Below are 18,726 nucleotides of genomic sequence, written 5' to 3'. Positions count from 1 at the left end.
CATCCCGGTCAATAGCTGGCGTGCAGCTCCAGCGCGAGGCTGCGCGGCCGGGCCAGGGTCGCGTAGGCGCTGCCCAGTGGGGCGGCCTCAAACCAGATCTTGTGGACCGGCTGCTCGTTCAACAAATTGTTGACGATCAAGGCCAAGCCCCAGCCGCCGTCGCCGGCCTTGGCTCGGGCTTGGCTGTCCCAGCCCAGGCGCAGATCCCAGCGCTGGCGCGGGCCACCGACGCGCCATGCGGCCGCCTCAAAACACTGGCCCTGCACATAGGACTCGGGGTTGCAGCGCTGAGCGCTGCTATAGGCGAACTGCAGGCCGCTGCTGGCCTGGCCGCCGAACGCCGCCCACAGGTAGTTGGCGCCGACGCTGGCGCTCAGGCGCGGCGTGCCGACCGCTTGGCCGCTCAAATCCTGGCCGTCGCTGCTGCGCCCGCGGCGGTAGGTCTGGTTGATCAGCTCGGCGCCCAAGCCCAAGCGCAAGGCCTGCGTGGCCTGCCATTGCAGGTCGACATCGAGACCGCTGGCCTGCTGGTCGCTGATGGTCACCTGATAGGCGGGCAGGCCGCCGGCCGTGCTGGCGGGCACCAGGTCCATGGTCTGCAAATTATCAAAACGGTAGTGAAACAGCGCGGCGCTATAACTCAAGCCAAGGCTGTTGCTTTGGCCCTTCAACCCCAACTCGGCGTTGCTCACATGTTCGGGCTCGAATACCGAATTGACCTGCAAGGTATTGAAGCCGCCGGCTTGATAGCCGCGCGTCAGCGAGGCATAAATCATCGGCCCGCCGTCCAGCTTGTGGTCCAGCACCAGGCGCGGGCTCAGGTCGGTCCAGCTGCGCTGAATCGTCAGCGGCGCGGCGGTGGCGCCGCTGGTGGCGACCAGCATATTGTTGCGGCTGGCGGCTTGTAGGCCATCGGCCTCGGCCTGGCTCAAAGCGCCGGCCGCCACCAAAGCCGGGAACAGGCCGGCGGCGTCCAGCCCGTCGAGTTGGGCGTCCAGGCCGGCCGCGCTGCGCAGAGGGTTGTGCCAGCTGAAACGCTTTTGATCGCGTGTCAGGCGCAGGCCGGCGGTCAAATTGGTTTTCGTCGTGAGGTGCCAGATCGCGTCGCCGTAGAGGGCGCCGGCCCGGTAGCGGCCCTGGTTGTGCATCGCTTCTTGCCAGGGCAGTCCCAGCAAATCGACCCCCGGCACGCCGGCCAGCTGGGCCAGGCCGCCAATCGTGCTGAACAAGGGCATGCCGATGGCATTGGCCGTTAGTGCATCGAGGCTGGTGCTGCTCGCGTCAATCAAGGCCGACTGCGTGGCCCGCTCTTGATAAAAGCTCAGGCCTGCCAGCCAGTCGACGCTGCCTTGCTTGCCGCTGAGGCGGAACTCCTGCTGCCAGCTCTTGTTGCCTTCCAAGTTGGTGGTGGACAGAAAGGCGTTCGGATTGCGCGTGCCGTCATTGTCTTGGCGGTTGAGGGTGTTGAACTTGCGGTAGGCGGTGGTGGACGTGAAGTCGGCCCAGGCCAGGCTGTGCTCGATGCGCAGCGTGAGGGCGTCAAAGTCGCGCTTCTCGGCGTCGCCCACCACATCATTGAAGAGCGGTGCGTGATGCGGGTCGAGAAACTTTGTTGGGTCGGCGGGGTAGGGCAGGGGGCCGCCATCGGCTGGCTCCTTGACCAGGCCGATGGCCGGCCGCGCACGCTGATCCAGCTTTTCATGCTCATAGCTGAGCAGGGCGTGGGTGTCTTCGCTGGCCTGCCAGCGCAGGCCCAGCTTGAGGCCCCACGCATCCTCGCCACCGGCGCGCTGGCCGCTGCCGGCATCGGTCAAAAAGCCATCGCTGTGCTGCGAGACCACGCTGGCGCGCAGCGCCAGGTTCTCGCCCATCGGCTGGTTGAGCAGCGCCTCGACATGGCGCAGGCCGTCGCTGCCCAGGCGCAACAAGCCCTGAGCCTCGCGCTGTTGAGTCGGCTCATTGCTGACGATGGAAATCGCGCCGCCCGCGCTGTTGCGCCCGAACAAGGTGCCCTGCGGGCCTTTCAGGACCTCGATGCGCTTGACGTCGTTGAAGTTCGTCAAAGCGCCGCCGGTTTTGCCGGTGTAGACGCCGTCCACATAGATGCCGACCGGCGAATCGGTGCCGATGCCAAAGTCCGAGCTGCCGATCCCGCGCAGCGCCATGCGCGGCTGGGTGGCTTGGTTGGCGTCCAGCTCCAGGCCCGGAATATGGCGGCTGATATCACCCAAATTGCTGGCCGCCAGATTGCGGATCTGCTCCGCCCCAATCACTTGCAGCGCGATCGGCACCGATTGCAGCTGCTGCGTGCGGCCCTGGCCCGAGACGATCACGGTGTCGAGCTGTGCGGCGCTGCTGGCGGCGGCCGGTGCTGCCGCCGCAACGGCAGTCGCTGCTGCGGAAGAGTCGACCTGGGCCTGCGCGGCCGCTGCCGTCAGCAGGCTCAGTAGGGCACAAACAGCCAAGTGGCCCGGCGAGCGCGGCAGGTGGGGCGATGGGGCTTGAAGCATTTTGTCTCCTGGTGGTTGGCGCCGAACTTTGCCTGGGCTTGTTTGTCGGCGAATTGAAATATAGCGATAACTATATTTATTGCCTAGGCCCAAAACCCTGGGACATTCCCCAGGTCGGGCCGCGCTAGACTCGGGCCATGCCCCGCACCCGTAGCCGCCATCAAGACACCCCGACCCAGCCCAGTGACGTGCAGGCAGCGGTGAACCCCACCCGTCAGCCGACACCGGACCTCGCGGCCAAAAAGAGCCCCAGCCAGTCGCGTGCTTTGGAGACCTTTGAGCGCATCCTCGGCGCTTGTGCAGATTTGCTCGGCGAGGTCGGCATCGAACGTTTGTCGACCAATCTGATCTGCCAGCGCGCCGGTATTTCGCCGCCGGCGCTGTACCAATATTTCCCGAATAAATATGCGGTCTTGCATGAGCTGGGCCAGCGCTTGATGCAGGTCCAAAACGAGTTGCTGACGCCTTGGGCCACGCCGGCCACGATGGCCTTGCCCGAGCCCGAGTTCGCGCGCAGCGTGGCCGAGGTGTTTTTGCAGACCGTGGTCTTGACCGAGCAGATGCCGGCCGGCATTTGGGTCACGCGGGCGCTGCGGGCGGTGCCCTCGCTGCAAGAGGTGCGTAACCGATCGCATGATTTCGTCACCGACCTCTTGGTCGAGCCTTTTATGCAAGCGCATCCGGGCTGCGAGCGAGGCGCCGCCCGGCTGACCTTTCGCTTGGCGATTGACGCGCTCTACGCTGCGCAAGAGTTGCTGTTCGATGACCCCAGCCTTGAGCCCGCAGCGGTGGCGCAAACCATGGCCGAGATGGTGGCGGGTCAGTTGATGCGCCTGCGTCGCCTTGGCCAGCAAGCTTGAGCGCATGAGCAAGCCGCCCAAGGCCCATCGTTTCACCCCGCCTCAGCACGCCCGACTCAGGGCGCCACCGCATGCGGTCGCGCATCACCGGCGCGGCATTGCTTTACGGTTTCAGCGCTTTCGGGCGGCCGGTGCCGGCGCCTTCGCTGCTTTCTTGGCGGTGCTCGGTCCCGGCCTGCTGGCAGGCCTGTCGGATGATGATCCGGCCGGTATCACCACCTATTCGGTGTTGGGCGCTGACTTTGGCTATCGCCTGCTTTGGATCATTCCGGCCTCCACCATCTTGTTGGTGCAGTTTCATTTGCTGGCGGTGCGCTTGGGCGCTGTGACCGGCCTGGGCTTTGTCGGGGTGATCCGGCAGCGCTGGGGCAGGGCGGCCGGATACTTCGGCGCAGTGGGTCTGCTGTTCGCCAACTTCGGCACCATCTGCGCCGAGTACGCCGGCATCTCGGCCGCCGGTGGTTTGGTCGGCATTCCCAATTGGGTCAGCTCGCCGCTTGCGGCGCTGCTGATATCGATGCTGGTGGTCTACGGCTCTTTTCACCGCGTCGAGCGGGTCCTGCTGTTGATCTCGTCGACGCTGGCGCTGTACATCGTGGCCGGCATTCTGGCCGCGCCCGATTGGGGTCAGGTCTTGCATAACTCCATCGTTCCCCATCTCCCGACCAGCCCGGCCGGTTGGGTCGTGATCGCCGCCACTCTGGGCACGACGCTGGCTCCCTGGGGCTTGGCCTTCATCCAGTCTTACGCGGTGGACAAAAAGGTCACGCTGGACAAGCTGCGCTGGGAGCGCGTGGATGTGGTCGTCGGCTCGGTCTTGACCGGGGTGATCGGGCTGGCGATTGCGGTGGCCTGCGCGGCCACCTTGAACCGGGCCGGCGTGCATATCAAGGACGCCAGTGACGCGGCCGCTGCGCTCGCTCCGCTGGCCGGCAACTTCGCCACCGTTTTGTTCGGTGCCGGCCTGCTCGGCGCGTCGCTGCTGGCTGCAGCCATCGTGCCTTTGGCAACCGCTTATTCGATCGCCGAAGGCATTGGGGCGCCGGCATCGCTGGACCTGGACTCACGCCACTTTCAGCTTTTCTACGCCGCCTTCGTTGGCTTGACGGTGGCGGCGGCCAGTGTTGTATCGCTGCCGGGTCTGCCCTTGATTCCGCTGATCTACACCAGCCAGGTCGTCAATGCGGTGATGCTGCCCATGCATGTGATCGCCCTGCAATTGCTGGCGCACGATGCGCGCGTGATGGGCGCGGCGCGAACCGGCGCTTGGGGCGCGCTGGCCGGCTGGGTCAGCATTGGCTTGATCGTCGCTTGCGTGGCGGCGCTGGGCCTGAGCTGGTTGGGTTTGATCGTCTGAAGCGCTATTTCAGCTGACCGAGCTGCTCAATCACCTTGCCCAGGCGGTTCTCGGTCTCGCGGCCCTTGGCCAGCGACTGAATCACCGCAGCCATATAGGACTTGATCAGGCCGCTGAGGAATTCTTCCTGCTGTGAAAGCAGGCCGAGATTCATAAAGCTGTCGTCCACATCTTTGGCGAGCGCCTCGAACAGCGCCTGCACTTCGCTGGACTGAGCCTTGTTCTTGGCCGAAATATCCGCCAGCGCCAGCCTGGTCATGTTGACCATTTTGATCACGGTGCTGTTGAGCTCGCGCACCGCCAGCTCATTGTCCAGTGCCGTCACCTTGGTGCAAGCGCCTTCAATCAACAGCGCCACATTGTCGATGGCGCGGCCATAGCGCTCGGCCAGTTCGGGGTCCATCTCGGGTGAGCGCGTCATCGGCAGATCGCGCAAAAACAAAATGATGCTGCCGAAATTGAAGCTGGTGTGGGGGCCGAAAGGGCGGATGCGCGGGTCGGGCTTTTGTGCTGCCAAATGGTCCAAGATGGACAGCTCAAGCGCCGTACAGCTCGTCTTGCTATTGAGCGACACGGCACCCATCTTGCCCTGAATGCGGATGCAACCATCCAAGCGGTAGCGTTCGAAGGCTTCGAACAGCCTGGCCGCGATGCTGGCGTAGTCGGTGCAGGCATTGAGCGCGCGCTGGAAATCCAACACCACGCCAACTTCGCCGACCATATCGGCGCTGCTCATGACCGCATTGACGGCCTCGTTGAGCTGGTTGCCCAGTTCGCGCTTGGAGCTCACGACGGCCAACTGCCGTTCGATTTTGGCAATCAGCTCGGGCATGTCGAAGGGCTTGCAGACATAGTCGTCACCGCCGGCCGAATAGCCCAGCAGGCGTTCTTCGATTGAGCTCAGGGCCGACAGGAAAATCACCGGCGTGCTGCTGGCGCTGGAGCTGCGCAGCTTGCGGCAGGTTTCATAGCCATCCATGCCGGGCATCATGCAGTCCAGCAAGATCAAATCGGGTGGTGTTGAGCTGGCAATGATGTCCAGCGCTTGGGCGCCGCCGGATGCGGTCAGGATCTTGTACTGATCGCTCAGCAACTCTTCCATCAAAATCAAGATGTCGGGCGAGTCGTCGACGATCAAGAGGGTCGGCAGGGCTGCGTTGTGCTGAGGTGCGTTCATGCTGACTTTCGGCGCAAGGCTGGAGGATGATCTGCGGTGACGGGGCCGTCGGCCCAGGCTATAGAGACTGAGGTTGCTTGCAAATAATACGGCGCTTTCGCTGCCAGCATAGCTTGGAAATAACGCACGCTGCGTGGCCTTTTCGGCCAAGCCGCTCAGTCTTGGTGCGCCTGCAGAGCCGACAGGGCATTTGCCTGCGCTTGCAGCTGTTTGAGGCAGGCGATGCATAGGCAAGCACTGTATTGGCGGGCCAGCGCTTGGCGCAGCGCCGCACTCAGGGTCAGGTCGAAGCAGTCGCAGTGCGCATTGGCCGCCGCGCAATGAAAAGCCTCGCCGCAGCGCGGGCAACAGTCATCGAGGACTTGGCTCGGCGAGTTCATGAAAACAGCCCGCCATGCTGCTCGCGCAGCAGCTTCTTTTGCACCTTGCCCATCGCATTGCGCGGCAGCTCGTTGACGACAAAAACTTGCTTGGGCACCTTGAATCCTGCGATCTGGCGCTTCAGCGTGCTGATCAAGGCCGCACCGTCGAGGCTTTGGCCCGGCTTGGCCACCAGCACAGCGACCACGGCTTCGCCGAAGTCGGCATGCGGCACGCCTATCACGGCCGATTCGGCCACGCCGTCCAGCTCATTCAAAAAGCCTTCAATTTCCGCCGGGTAGACATTGAAGCCGCCCGAGATGATCAGATCCTTGCTGCGCCCGACTATGGCGAAATAGCCATTGGCGTCGCACAGACCGACGTCACCGGTCTTGAACCAGCCGTCCGCCGTGAATTCTTCTTGCGTTTTTTCAGGCATGCGCCAGTAGCCGCTGAACACATTCGGGCCGCGCACCTCGATGGCGCCGATTTCGCCCGGCGCGCAGGCGCGGCCGGCCTCATCGTGAACACGCACGGCAACGCCGGGCAGTGCCGGACCGACCGTGCCGCCGACCCGGTCGCCGTCCAGCACACGGTAGGGGTTGGAGGTCAGCATCAGCGTTTCGCTCATGCCGTAGCGCTCCAAGATGGTGTGGCCACTGCGTCGCTGCCAGTCGACAAAGGTGTCCAGCAGCAGTGGCGCCGAGCCGCTGATGAAAAGCCGCATGGACGCGCAGGCGGCGGGCGTCAAGGCGGGCTCGCCGAGCATGCGCACATAGAGCGTGGGTACGCCCATGAACACCGTGGCCTCGGCAAAGCGGCCAATCACCGCGCGTGCTTCGAACTTGGCGAACCAAATCATCTTGGCTCCGGCCAACAAGGCGCCATGTGAGGCGACAAAGAGGCCGTGCACATGAAAGATCGGCAGCGCATGGATCAGCACATCGTCGGCGCGCCAGCCCCACAAGTCCTTCAAAGTGCGGGCATTGCTGAGCAGATTGGCGTGGCTCAGCATCGCGCCCTTGCTGCGCCCGGTGGTGCCGCTGGTGTAGAGAATCGCGGCCAGATCGTCGGCGCTGCGTTCGGCAATGCGGTGTGTATCGCTCATGCAAGCCGCACGCTCCAGCAGGCTGCCGCTGCGATCCTCGTTCAGTGTGAAAACATATGTTGTGCCGGCCAGAAAAGCCAGCTTGGAGGCCCAGCCGAAGTTGGACCCGGCGCAAACGAGCACGGCCGGTTCGGCGTCGCGGATGAAATATTCGAGTTCGGCCGCCTGGTAGGCGGGATTGAGCGGCAAATAGACATAACCGGCGCGCAAGACAGCAAGGTAGAGCATCAAGGCCTCGACGCTCTTGTCGGTCTGCGCGGCGATGCGGCTGCCGGGTGCCAGGTCCAGCGACAGCAATAAATTCGCCAGCATTGCACTGCTGCGGTCCAAGTCGCGCCAGCTGTAGATCAAGGCTTGGCCTTGCGCGCCGGCATCCGCGCATTCGATAGCGGTGGCGTCCAAGTCGGCGGGGAAGGCGCCCTGCAGGGCGGCAAAGAGATTGGCGTTCATTGATTGGGCTTGGGCAGCATGCAGCAGGTGATTGGATTGTGACTTGCCAATTCGCTGCTCTGCCACGGGCTGGGCTTGTCGATCACGCCGAGGGCGAACCACGAGGGCGAGGTCCGGAGCCCGTTCCACTGTTGATGCCTAGCTTTTGGGCTAGCCTAAAGAGCTTTGGCGAGCTGGCTTGTCGCCCCGTAGACAAGCAGCGTGGCATCGAGGGTCTGCAGCCGCTGTCTACCGAAGGCGATTTGGCGGAGCTGTTATAGCCACTCGATCGAGTTTGAGGGGGGTGAGCCGAGCTCGGGCTGAGCGAGGGCTACGTTTCCCCGAGGCCAACCGAGTCTGCGGCGCGAAATAGTCGCCTTGTGAATATTCCCGTTGACGCCAAAAAGCGTCAGGTCTTGAGGCCCGGCAGCGCCAGCCAGCGACCCAGGCGGCCACGCAAGGCGGCGAAATCCAGCGGTTTGGTCAGATGCTCGTCCATGCCGGCGGCCATGCTGGCGGCGATATCGCTGTCCAACGCATGAGCCGTCAGGGCCAGGATGGGAAAGGCCGGCAACTGGCCGGCAGCTTGCAGTTCGCGCAGCTGGCGGGTGCATTCCAGGCCGTCCATGCCGGGCATCTGGATGTCCATCAAGACCAAGTCGGGAGGGCTGGCTTTGCACGACGCCAAGGCTTCCAAACCGTTTTTGGCCAGACGGCTGCGCAGCCCCATCACGGCGAGAAACTCCAGCGCTACGACTTGGTTGATTTGGTTGTCTTCCACCAGCAGCACCACCGGCGGCTCTATGCTGGCGGCGCAGTTGCTGTCGGCAGCTTGATCGGCTTGCGGGTGCGGTGGGGCTGAATCGCTGGAGCTCTGAGTGGACATGCGCAACCAGTTGGCCGCCACGGCGCTCCTAAAGCTGATTGTTTCCATCCTGCTCCCCCTCGACGTCTACGTCTTGCTGATTCATTCGCGAAACCGGCGCTGTGAGCGCCTGGCCTCAAGCGCGCCTCTTGTCAGTCCGAGCTTTTCACGGGGACATTTTTTGAGCGCGTTTGTCGGCCGCCCGTATTGTTGCCGCTGCGCGGCGCGGCCGCAATGGCTTTGGTCGGCGGTTCGTTCGGCAGCCCACACCCCCCCGGTTTCGGGGGCTTGACCGGCCGCTGATGTTGTTTGCCTTGCTGCAGAGCAGTGTTTCAAGCTTTTTCGTGCTCCGCTGCTGCCTGCTGACAGCTTTGGTCATCCAGGCTTCCTAGAATGTCCCCTCCCAGTGCAGCAGCAGGTCTACTCCATGTCCGAAGGCACCATCCGCATCCGCGGCGCCCGTCAACACAATCTGAAGAATATCGATCTGGATTTGCATACGGGTGAGTTGACCGTCGTCACCGGGCCGAGCGGCTCGGGCAAATCGAGTTTGGTTTTTGACACCCTGTATGCCGAGGGTCAGCGCCGCTATGTCGAGACCTTCTCGGCCTATGCGCGCCAATTCCTTGACCGCATGGACCGCCCCGCCGTTGACCGCGTTGACGGCGTGCCGCCGGCGATCGCGATCGACCAGACCAACCCGGTGCGCACCTCGCGCTCCACGGTCGGCACGATGACTGAGCTGAATGATCACCTGAAGCTCTTGTTCGCCCGCGCGGCCGAATTGTTCGATAAGAAAACCGCTCAGCCGGTGCGGCATGACACGGCGCAGACGGTCTATTTGGAGCTGCTGGAGCGCACCAAGAGCTTGGATCCCCGGATTGTTTTGACCTTCCCGGTAGAGTTGCCGGCGACGACCACCTCGGACGAGGTGACCCAATGGCTGTCGGCCAGCGGTTTCACCAAGGTGCAGGCCGAGCGTGAAGTGGCTTCGGTGACCGGTCCGCGCAAGCTGCTCGATGTGGTGGCGGACAGGTTCAGGCTGCAGGGCACCGACAAGCAGCGCGCAATGGAGGCGATCGAGCTTTGCCTGAAGCGCGGCAGCGGGCGGATGAATGTCTATGTCTTGCCAGTAGACCCTAGCCCCTCGCCTGTGGGTACACAGGCGGTCCCCCGAGGGAACGCGGCCGTTCTTGGGAGCGGCCCGGCGAACGGCCCGGGGCCAGAGCCTGAACTATGGCGTTACTCCACCGGCCTGCATTGCCCTGAAAGCGATCTGCGCTACCAGGAGCCTCAGCCGCCGCTGTTCTCTTTCAACTCGGCCATGGGCGCTTGCGAAACCTGCCGGGGCTTCGGCCGGGTGATCGGGGTTGACCTCGGCCTGGTGATCCCGGACGGCAAGAAGACGTTGCGCAATGGCGCGATCAAGACCTTGTCAACGCCGGCCTGGAAGGACAGCCAGGACGACCTGCTCAAGTACGCGGCGGACGCCGGCATTCCGCGCGACACCTCCTGGAATCAGCTCTCGCCGGCGCAACAAGACTGGGTCATCAATGGTTCGCCGAACTGGACCGGCAACTGGAACAAGCAGTGGTACGGCGTCAAACGCTTCTTCGAGTATCTGGAGAGCAAGGCCTACAAGATGCATATCCGTGTGCTCTTGTCCAAGTACCGCAGCTATACGACCTGCGGCACTTGTGACGGCGCGAGGCTGAAGACCGAATCGCTGCTCTGGCGTGTCGGCAGCAAGGAACTGGCCGATTCGCTCTTGCCCGCCAAGCAGCGCCTGATGCCCAAAGGCGTGGACTGGACCCGCGAACAACTGGAAGCCTTGCCCGGCCTGGCCTTGCATGATTTGATGCAACTGCCGATCCACCGGCTGCGCAGCTTCCTCGACCAGTTGCAGCTACCCAGCACACTCCTGGACGATGCCCTCAAATTGCTGCTGGAGGAGATCCGCAACCGGCTCAAATATCTCTGCGATGTTGGCATCGGCTACCTGACGCTGGACCGCCAAAGCCGCACGCTCAGCGGCGGCGAGGTGCAGCGCATCAACCTGACGACGGCGCTCGGCACCTCGCTGGTCAACACCTTGTTTGTGCTGGACGAACCCAGCATCGGCCTGCACCCGCGCGATATGGGCCGCATCGTCCAGGCCATGCACCGGCTGCGCGACGCCGGTAACACGCTGGTCGTGGTCGAGCATGACCCGGCGGTGATGCTGGCGGCCGACCGCTTGATCGATATGGGGCCGGGCCCCGGCGAGCGCGGCGGGCAGATCGTGTTTGACGGCACGCCCGAGACGATTCGCGCCGCCGACACGCTGACCGGCGCCTATATGGGTGCGCGCAAGCTGGTCGGCATGGGCGTCAAGCGCCCGGTCGAAGCCAGCACGCCCAAGCTGATCATCGAAGGCGTGCGTGAGCACAATCTGCGCAATGTCACCGTCGAGTTCCCGCTGCAGCGCATGGTGGTGGTGACGGGCGTGTCTGGCTCGGGCAAGAGCACGCTGATGCAAGACGTTCTGTATCCGGCCTTGGCGCGCCATTTTGGCCAGCAGACCGAGACACCGGGCCAGCATGAACGCCTGCTCGGCGCCGATTGGTTGGCCGACGCGGTGTTCGTCGATCAGTCGCCGATCGGCAAGACCGCGCGCTCCAATCCGGCCTCCTATGTCGGTGCGTTTGACGAGTTGCGCAAGCTGTTTGCTGCCGCGCCGATGTCGGCCGAGCGAAGCTACACGGCCGGCATGTTCAGCTTCAATGCCGGCGACGGCCGCTGCGCGACCTGCGGTGGCTCGGGCTTCGAACATGTCGAGATGCAGTTCTTGTCCGACGTCTATCTGCGCTGCCCCGATTGCGATGGCCGGCGTTACCGGGCCGAGATGCTGGACGTCAAGCTCGAGCGAGCCGAGCGCAGCATGAGTGTGGCCGACGTGCTTGAATTGACCGTTAGCGAGGCAGTGCGCCTGTTCAAAGACGACCGCGAGGTGGTCGCCAAGCTGCAGCCGATTGTCGATGTGGGCCTGGAGTACGTGAAGCTGGGTCAGCCGGTACCGACGCTGTCGGGCGGCGAGGCGCAGCGCCTGAAGCTGGCTGGTTTCCTCGCCGAAGCCGCCAGCAAGCCGCGCCAAGCCTTAGCCAAAAAAGGCACGCTGTTCATGTTCGACGAGCCGACCACCGGCCTGCACTTTGATGACATCGCCAAGCTGATGCGGGCGATGCGCAAGCTCCTGACCATCGGCCATTCGCTGATATTGATCGAACACAACCTCGACGTGATCCGCGCGGCCGACTGGCTGATCGACCTTGGCCCCGAAGGCGGCGAGGGCGGCGGCGAGCTGGTCTGTGTCGGCACGCCCGAGCAGGTCAAGGATCACCCTACATCGCATACCGCGCTGGCGCTGCGCGAGTACTCGGCCCATATGGACAGGCCGGCGGTGGCGGTGGATCACAAGGTCGAGGAGGGCATGCCGCTGCAGAGCTTGATCCGAGCCCGCCGCGCCCGTGCCAAGGCCGACGAGGTAATCCAGATCGTCAATGCGCGTGAGCACAATCTGCAGTCGGTCAATGTGTCGATCCCGCGCGGCAAGTTCAATGTGATCACCGGCGTGTCGGGCTCGGGCAAGTCCACGCTGGCTTTTGACATCCTGTTCAACGAGGGCCAGCGCCGCTATCTGGAGTCGTTGAATGCTTATGCGCGCTCCATCGTGCAGCCGGCCGGCCGGCCCGAGGTCGATGCGGTCTGGGGTATTCCGCCGACGGTAGCGATTGAGCAGCGCCTCAGCCGCGGCGGGCGCAAGAGTACGGTGGCCACCACCACCGAGGTCTGGCATTTTCTGCGCCTGCTGTATGTGAAGTTAGGCGTCCAGCATTGCATGCATGACGGCACGCCGGTGCGGCCGCAAAGCGTCGAGTCGATCGCCGCGCAGCTGCTGCGCGATCACATGGGCCAGCATGTCGGCCTCTTGGCGCCCTTGGTGATGAACCGCAAGGGCCTCTACACCGACCTGGCCAAATGGGCGAAGGCGCGCGGCTACACGCATCTGCGCGTCGACGGCGAGTTCATCGCCACCGCGCCCTGGCCGCGCCTGGATCGGTTCAAGGAGCACACGCTGGAGTTGCCGGTCGGCGATCTGGTCATCTCCGCCGCTAACGAAGGCGAGCTGCGCGAGCTGTTGGCCAAGGCGCTGGACCTGGGCAAGGGCGTGCTGCATTTGCTGACGCCTTTGGATGGGCTGCACCGCGCACTGGCCGAGGCGCATTCGACGCTCGGCATCGGCACGGTCAAGGTCTTCAGCACCAAGCGCGCTTGCCCGACCTGCGGCACCAGCTATGCCGAGCTGGACCCGCGCATGTTCAGCTACAACAGCAAGCACGGTTGGTGCAACGGTTGTGTGGGGACAGGTCTTGCCTTGACGCGCGAGCAACGCAAGGCGCTGGATGACTCCATTCAGGACGACAAGGGTGGCCGCGAGCAGAGCTTTGCCGGCCAGGAGGTCGAGATCGAAGGCCTGGCCGATCAGCCCTGCGGCGAATGCCATGGCGCGCGGCTCAACCCCTCCGCTCGGGCGGTGACCTTTGAAGACCAGGCCATCAGCACGGTGGCATCCTGGAGCGTCAAGGACGCGCGTGCCTGGGTTGATGGCCTGACCTTGTTGGGCCGTGACGCCGAAATTGCACGGGATGTGGTGTCGGAGATCAAGGGGCGGCTGGAGTTTCTGGAGGAGGTCGGCCTCGGCTATCTGACGCTGGACCGTGCGGCACCGACGCTGTCCGGCGGCGAGGCGCAGCGTATCCGCCTGGCTGCACAGTTAGGTTCTAATCTGCAAGGCGTTTGCTATGTCTTGGATGAGCCGACGATTGGCCTGCATCCGCGCGACAACCAGATCCTCTTGAAGGCGCTGGGCCGCCTGAGCGATCTGGGCAACACGCTGGTGGTGGTCGAGCATGACGAGGACACGATTCGCCGCGCCGATCACATCATCGATATCGGCCCCGGCGCGGGCAAGCGAGGCGGGCATGTGGTGGCGGAGGGCACGGTCGCCGATCTGGCGCTGCGGCCCGACTCGGTCACCGGGCGCTTTCTGTCCAAGCCGCTGATCCATCCGCTGCAAGCACGCCGTGAGATGGTCGAAGGTGCGCCGCGCCTGCGCGTGCTGGATGCGAGTTTGCACAATCTGCAGTATGTCACGCTGGACGTGCCGCTGCACCGCCTGGTCGCGGTGACCGGCGTTTCGGGCTCGGGCAAGTCGACCTTGGCGCGGGATGTGCTGCTGGCGAACATGGCGCAGGCCGTGCCCTTGCGCAAAGCGCCCGCGCATTGGATCGGTTGCGCCGGCATCGAAGGCCATGAACTGGTCGACCGGGTGCTGGAGGTTGACCAGACGCCGATTGGCAAGACCCCGCGCAGCTGCCCTGCGACTTACATTGGCTTTTGGGACGCGATCCGCAAGCTCTTTGCCGATACGCTGGAAAGCCGTGCGCGCGGCTATGCGGCGAATCGCTTCAGCTTTAACACCGGCGAAGGTCGCTGCCCCGGCTGCGAGGGCCAGGGCATGCGCACCATCGAGATGAGCTTTTTGCCCGACGTCAAAGTGCTCTGCGACCAATGCCATGGCCAACGTTTCAATCCGGAGACGCTGGGCGTGAGCTGGCGGGGCAAGAGCATCGGCGATGTGTTGGCGATGGAGGTCGACGAGGCCGCGCCGTTTTTTGCCGCGATGCCGGCGATCGGCCATCCGCTCAAGCTGATGCAAGACGTGGGCCTCGGCTATCTGACCTTGGGTCAACCGTCGCCGACGCTGTCTGGCGGCGAGGCGCAGCGGATGAAGCTGGTCAGCGAGCTGGTCAAGGTGCGCGACGAGGTCGGGCGGCGCGGCCAGAAGGCGCCGCATACGCTGTACGTGCTGGACGAGCCGACGGTGGGCTTGCACATGGCCGATGTGGAGCGCCTGATCCGGGTGCTGCACCGGCTGGTCGCGGGCGGGCATTCGGTCGTCGTGATCGAGCATGACCTGGACGTGATCGCCGAAGCCGACTGGGTCATAGACCTGGGGCCGGATGGCGGCACGGCAGGTGGTGAGGTGGTGGTGGAGGGCACGCCCGAGGCGGTGGTGGCGGCGGGCTCGCACACGGGGGTGGCGCTGCGGCCTGTGCTGTGCAGAAGCGTGTGATGCTTGGGCAACGGCAACGGCAAGCCGCTCGGAACACACAAGCAAAAACTCAAAGTTCAACTCAAACGTGAGTAGGCCCCAGTATTGGAAGCGATGCTTGCCAACATATACGCCGGTCACACTAGCCTGAAAGCGAGTTGGTCGAGGCCGTCAGAGGCCAGCCATACTCGATTTATTCACGCCACAACGAGATTGGAGGTCCGTGAAGGTAGCGGTGCTTTTGATACAGTGGAATGCTGGGCTTGGAAAATAATGCCTTCAAACCCATCGCCAGCGAAACTACCGATTTAAGGGATATGTTCTGATTGGAGGGGGCATCGCGCTAAGCGCGATGCAGTCATCAAGAATTCGGGGGTGACGCGTCGTTTTCGTGCTTGAGAATATTAAATAGACGGAGCGGAGAATTATGGGTCAAGGAGGAGGGGCGACTTTCACCACGCGTCGGCGAGGTGTCATGATTAGCATAGCGGCCGCTGTCGCATTTTTCATATTGACTTTCGCGATCACTTCACATTGGGAACGTCGCGATGTCTTTGCCCAGCATGATGTGCTGTTTGACACAGATACGAAGTCCCGCCTTGATTGCTACGCCAATGGTTGGGCCGGGCATGGTCGCAACACGGTTCATCCCAATCTCTGTAATTTTGTCAACCCGCCAATCCGGGCGTTGGCATCGTTGTTGGGCTCAACCGAAGGGCGTTTGTCCCAGCGTGAGCTTTTGGCTTTGTTTGTCTCACCACTTGCCGGTGCACTGACTTTGTTGATTGTGATGCTGACGTTGGTGCGAAGCACTGTTGGGCCGGAGCAGGTGCTATTGCTGGGGGTTGTGCTTGCAGCCAGTTTCAGTCAATTGTTGTTTAGCAGCCTGCCCGATCACTTCGCGTTGGGCGGGTTGACTCTGGCGCTTGCGCTTTATTTGTTTGTCGACCGGCTTGAAGGTGGACCTCCTCGCCGGTGGGCTTGGTTGTTTGCGGCTTGGTTGACAGCCGGGGTGACATTCACTAATTTGTTCCCGGTGTTGGGACTTCATCTACTGGCATGCTGGCGGATTCGCGGTGCGGGGTTGGCCTTGCGGGACACTGTCGTTCTGGCTGGCTTGGCGTTCGGCGCGACTTTTGCCAGCGCCATGTTACTGAATCTTGGTTATGGTCTACGAGGCTATGAAATGTTCTTGGCCAGCGGTGCGGGCCCGTTGAAGAGCGATCCATTGGCCGCCTTGCTTAGCTTTCCCGTTCGGATTTTGCAGTCTTTTGCTCCGACCGACTATGAGCTGATCTTCAACCAGTTGTCGCTGCGCGAGCCCCATCACTACGACATTCAATTCGACCTGAGCCGGAACATTCTGCCCAGTTTGGTGGGCTGGCTTTTGGGTGCGTCAATGGCAATGTGTGTTGCCATGCGATGGCGCCAAGGTGGCGTGCAACGCTGGATTCTGCTTGGATTGGTTGGCGTGGTGTTATTCAATGGCTTGCTGCACGCGCGTATTGGCACTGACTACTTTTTGTATTCGAGCCATTGGATGGGGGCTGCTGTCCTTGTGTTGGCGCTGCCGGACAATGTTTGGCCGCCTCTTGTTCGCCGTCTACATATTGGCTTGCTGAGCTTGATTGGAATCGCAATGGCGTACAACTCTGCTACCTTGCTGCTCAAAGTTGACGCAGATCTTCAGCGCAACTGGCATTCACTGACTGGTCTGCCTGCGTCGTCGCCGGTCGAGCAGCAACCATCCCTATGAGGGGTGGAGCGGCACAGCCGCCACTCATCGTCGATCTTGATGGTACGTTGACGCCAACTGATACCTTGATGGAGTCTGCCTTAGTCCTTGTGCGCAAGTCTTTTTGGCGTGCGCTCATGCTTCCTCTCTGGTTAGTTAGGGGACGTGCGGTGCTGAAGCAGGAACTGGCCAGGCGTGTGCAACTGGATATGAATGGACTGCCCTGGCGTGCCGACTTTTTGAGCTATTTGGGCGAACAGCGCGCACAGGGCCGACGCCTGATTTTGGCCACTGCAGCACACAAGGACATTGCTGAGTCTGCTGCCGCCCATTTAGGCCTGTTCGATGACGTACTGGCAACCGAAGGCGGGCTCAACCTGAAAGGACGCAACAAGCTAGACGCGATACGCCGTCTAGTGGGGGAGCCCTTTGTCTATGCAGGCGACAGTTCTGCTGATTTGGTGGTTTGGCAGAGCGCTAGCGCTGCAGTTCTGGTGGGAGTTTCGGCGGCCACGCGCTCGCATGCTGAACGCCTGGTGCCGGTGGAACGTGATTTTCCGGCGCAGCACATGGGTCTGCGCGATTGGGCCAGCGCGTTGCGTGTGCATCAATGGGTCAAGAATTTGTTGGTATTGGTGCCGCTACTTACTGCCTTCTCTTTCTTGGACTTGGGGCACCTAAGCCACGCGCTGGTGGCGATGGCTGCTTTTTGTTTGATGGCCTCGGGTACTTACCTTATTAACGATATGGTGGATATCCCGAACGACCGGCGGCACCCTCGAAAACGCCTGCGCATGCTGGCCAGCGGCCGGATGAACATTCCGCAGGCTGTGCTGGCGACTATCGGGTTGCTGGCGTTTGGGTTGTTGCTTGGGCTATCTGTCTCAATCGCCTTTGCCGGCATGATGTTGTTGTATCTGATCATGACCCTGAGCTACAGCCTATTGCTTAAACGCTACGTTTTGTTGGACGTGTTGTCGTTGGCGGCACTCTACACGGTGCGTATTGTGGCTGGCTCAGTGGCTATCGGTGTATCGCTCAGTACTTGGCTGTTGGCATTTTCGATGTTTTTGTTTTTTTGCCTCGCGCTCGTCAAGCGCTGTGCTGAATTGATGACGCTGAAGGCATCAGGACGCATGGCGACTACGGGGCGGGACTATATGGTGCAGGATCTGACCGTTTTATGGCCCATGGGAGTAGCCAGTGCCGTTGGTGCCACGCTTGTGATGGGTTTGTTTATCCAAGCGCCGGAGACGATTGCGCGCTTCAACCTGCCTGAACTTCTGTGGCTGACCATGCCCTGTCTGATGTATTGGTTGGGGCGGTTGTGGATCAAGACCTCGCGCGGCGAGATGCATGACGACCCCGTAGTGTTCGCACTCAAGGATCGGGGCAGTCGCTATACCGTGTTGGCCGTGCTTATGGTGTTTCTACTGGCTAGGTTTTGGTCAAAGGGATGGGCCTTGTAATGGCTTGGGGATTCGCGCTATGGAGCATCACTATGTCGGTGCTGGCACAGTTCGCGTTGAAAGCCGGCATGAACAAGTTGCGGCACCAAGCCCCAGCCAACGACGGTTGGTTGGAGTGGCTGATGGCTGGCGTGTGTAACTACTGGCTAGTGTCTGGTTTTGTGCTCTACGGGATAGGCGCGATGCTTTGGCTGCGGGTCTTGAGCGAATGGGATGTCAGTAAGGCATACCCGCTGGTTGGTCTTGGTTTTATTCTCACGTCGGCAATCGGATGGTGGGCCGGCGAGCAGATCGGTGTCTTGCGGATGGCGGGCATCCTACTAATTGCAGCCGGGGTGTTCTGTGTCGGCCGAAGCTGAATGCAGCAGTCAATGAAGGCTTCCACTCTATTGGCCAAGCGAGTCAATACAGGGTGAGTCCCGTTTCTAGGCCTGTGTGTAACTGCAGAACCAAGTGCTGCGGCGCGGCCAGAAGGCGCCGCACACGCTCTACGTCTTGGACGAGCCGACGGTGGGCCTGCACATGGCCGATGTCGAGCGCCTGATCCGCGTGCTGCACCGGCTGGTGGCGGGCGGGCATTCGGTCGTCGTGATCGAGCATGACCTCGACGTCATCGCCGAAGCCGACTGGGTCATCGACCTGGGGCCGGACGGCGGCACGGCCGGTGGTGAGGTGGTGGTGGAGGGCACGCCCGAGGCGGTG

11 protein-coding genes and 1 pseudogene are annotated in these 18,726 nt (G+C 62.5%); 7 read left to right on the top strand and 5 right to left on the bottom strand.

The window, feature by feature from the left end; genetic code table 11:
- Positions 1-8 precede the first annotated feature (8 nt).
- Positions 9-2,510 carry a TonB-dependent receptor gene (locus tag LNV09_RS22580; RefSeq protein ID WP_263559319.1) on the bottom strand — a complete coding sequence of 834 codons (2,502 nt, stop codon included), beginning with the start codon at positions 2,508-2,510 and terminating at the stop codon, positions 9-11.
- Positions 2,511-2,647: 137 nt separating this feature from the next.
- Here LNV09_RS22580 and LNV09_RS22575 point away from each other — a divergent pair, with 137 nt between their 5' ends.
- Both LNV09_RS22575 and LNV09_RS22570 read left to right on the top strand, forming a co-directional pair.
- A complete protein-coding gene (locus LNV09_RS22575; RefSeq protein ID WP_263559318.1) occupies positions 2,648-3,370 on the top strand; it encodes a TetR/AcrR family transcriptional regulator in 723 nt (240 codons plus the stop codon).
- A gap of 4 nt (positions 3,371-3,374) precedes the next feature.
- Complete coding sequence (locus LNV09_RS22570; protein ID WP_263559317.1) at positions 3,375-4,727, top strand: NRAMP family divalent metal transporter; 1,353 nt, start codon at positions 3,375-3,377, stop codon at positions 4,725-4,727.
- A gap of 4 nt (positions 4,728-4,731) precedes the next feature.
- Here the strand turns inward: LNV09_RS22570 and LNV09_RS22565 are convergent, their stop codons facing one another.
- The 4 genes from LNV09_RS22565 to LNV09_RS22550 all read right to left on the bottom strand — a co-directional run bounded on the left by LNV09_RS22565 (position 4,732) and on the right by LNV09_RS22550 (position 8,735).
- On the bottom strand, positions 4,732-5,904 hold the full coding sequence (locus tag LNV09_RS22565) for a response regulator transcription factor (protein ID WP_263559316.1): 1,173 nt from the start codon (positions 5,902-5,904) through the stop codon (positions 4,732-4,734).
- Positions 5,905-6,059: 155 nt separating this feature from the next.
- Complete coding sequence (locus LNV09_RS22560; protein WP_263559315.1) at positions 6,060-6,284, bottom strand: cysteine-rich CWC family protein; 225 nt, start codon at positions 6,282-6,284, stop codon at positions 6,060-6,062.
- Positions 6,281-7,822, bottom strand: coding sequence for a malonate--CoA ligase (locus tag LNV09_RS22555; RefSeq protein WP_263559314.1), 1,542 nt, complete (start codon positions 7,820-7,822; stop codon positions 6,281-6,283). Before LNV09_RS22555 ends, LNV09_RS22560 begins: the two co-directional genes overlap by 4 nt.
- 388 nt (positions 7,823-8,210) lie before the next feature.
- The gene (locus LNV09_RS22550) at positions 8,211-8,735 is read right to left on the bottom strand and encodes a response regulator (protein ID WP_263559313.1); all 525 of its coding nucleotides are present in this window, start codon (positions 8,733-8,735) and stop codon (positions 8,211-8,213) included.
- Between the two features lie 358 nt (positions 8,736-9,093).
- Here LNV09_RS22550 and uvrA point away from each other — a divergent pair, with 358 nt between their 5' ends.
- The 5 genes and pseudogenes from uvrA to LNV09_RS22525 form a co-directional block, all read left to right on the top strand.
- Positions 9,094-14,841, top strand: coding sequence for an excinuclease ABC subunit UvrA (gene uvrA, locus LNV09_RS22545; RefSeq protein WP_263559312.1), 5,748 nt, complete (start codon positions 9,094-9,096; stop codon positions 14,839-14,841).
- 454 nt (positions 14,842-15,295) lie between these two features.
- Positions 15,296-16,576, top strand: coding sequence for a DUF6080 domain-containing protein (locus LNV09_RS22540; protein ID WP_263559311.1), 1,281 nt, complete (start codon positions 15,296-15,298; stop codon positions 16,574-16,576).
- The gene (locus LNV09_RS22535) at positions 16,573-18,024 is read left to right on the top strand and encodes a UbiA family prenyltransferase (RefSeq protein WP_263559310.1); all 1,452 of its coding nucleotides are present in this window, start codon (positions 16,573-16,575) and stop codon (positions 18,022-18,024) included. Before LNV09_RS22540 ends, LNV09_RS22535 begins: the two co-directional genes overlap by 4 nt.
- A gap of 32 nt (positions 18,025-18,056) precedes the next feature.
- On the top strand, positions 18,057-18,383 hold the full coding sequence (locus LNV09_RS22530) for an EamA family transporter (RefSeq protein WP_411969336.1): 327 nt from the start codon (positions 18,057-18,059) through the stop codon (positions 18,381-18,383).
- 94 nt (positions 18,384-18,477) lie between these two features.
- A pseudogene (locus tag LNV09_RS22525) lies at positions 18,478-18,726 on the top strand (hypothetical protein); the annotation flags it as partial.

Origin of the sequence: Paucibacter sp. B2R-40 (assembly GCF_025717555.1) — a bacterium.
Lineage (GTDB): Bacteria > Pseudomonadota > Gammaproteobacteria > Burkholderiales > Burkholderiaceae_C > Paucibacter_A.
Note: the sequence above shows the minus strand (reverse complement) of the source record. Positions and strands in the feature narration are given on the sequence as shown.

What these genes read in the sequence shown, in the direction of transcription:
- LNV09_RS22580 (WP_263559319.1), bottom strand. Translation starts at nt 2,510, where the DNA reads ATGCTTCAAGCCCCATCGCCCCACCTGCCGCGCTCGCCGGGCCACTTG.
- LNV09_RS22575 (WP_263559318.1), top strand. Translation starts at nt 2,648, where the DNA reads ATGCCCCGCACCCGTAGCCGCCATCAAGACACCCCGACCCAGCCCAGT.
- LNV09_RS22570 (WP_263559317.1), top strand. Translation starts at nt 3,375, where the DNA reads ATGAGCAAGCCGCCCAAGGCCCATCGTTTCACCCCGCCTCAGCACGCC.
- LNV09_RS22565 (WP_263559316.1), bottom strand. Translation starts at nt 5,904, where the DNA reads ATGAACGCACCTCAGCACAACGCAGCCCTGCCGACCCTCTTGATCGTC.
- LNV09_RS22560 (WP_263559315.1), bottom strand. Translation starts at nt 6,284, where the DNA reads ATGAACTCGCCGAGCCAAGTCCTCGATGACTGTTGCCCGCGCTGCGGC.
- LNV09_RS22555 (WP_263559314.1), bottom strand. Translation starts at nt 7,822, where the DNA reads ATGAACGCCAATCTCTTTGCCGCCCTGCAGGGCGCCTTCCCCGCCGAC.
- LNV09_RS22550 (WP_263559313.1), bottom strand. Translation starts at nt 8,735, where the DNA reads ATGGAAACAATCAGCTTTAGGAGCGCCGTGGCGGCCAACTGGTTGCGC.
- uvrA (WP_263559312.1), top strand. Translation starts at nt 9,094, where the DNA reads ATGTCCGAAGGCACCATCCGCATCCGCGGCGCCCGTCAACACAATCTG.
- LNV09_RS22540 (WP_263559311.1), top strand. Translation starts at nt 15,296, where the DNA reads ATGATTAGCATAGCGGCCGCTGTCGCATTTTTCATATTGACTTTCGCG.
- LNV09_RS22535 (WP_263559310.1), top strand. Translation starts at nt 16,573, where the DNA reads ATGAGGGGTGGAGCGGCACAGCCGCCACTCATCGTCGATCTTGATGGT.
- LNV09_RS22530 (WP_411969336.1), top strand. Translation starts at nt 18,057, where the DNA reads ATGTCGGTGCTGGCACAGTTCGCGTTGAAAGCCGGCATGAACAAGTTG.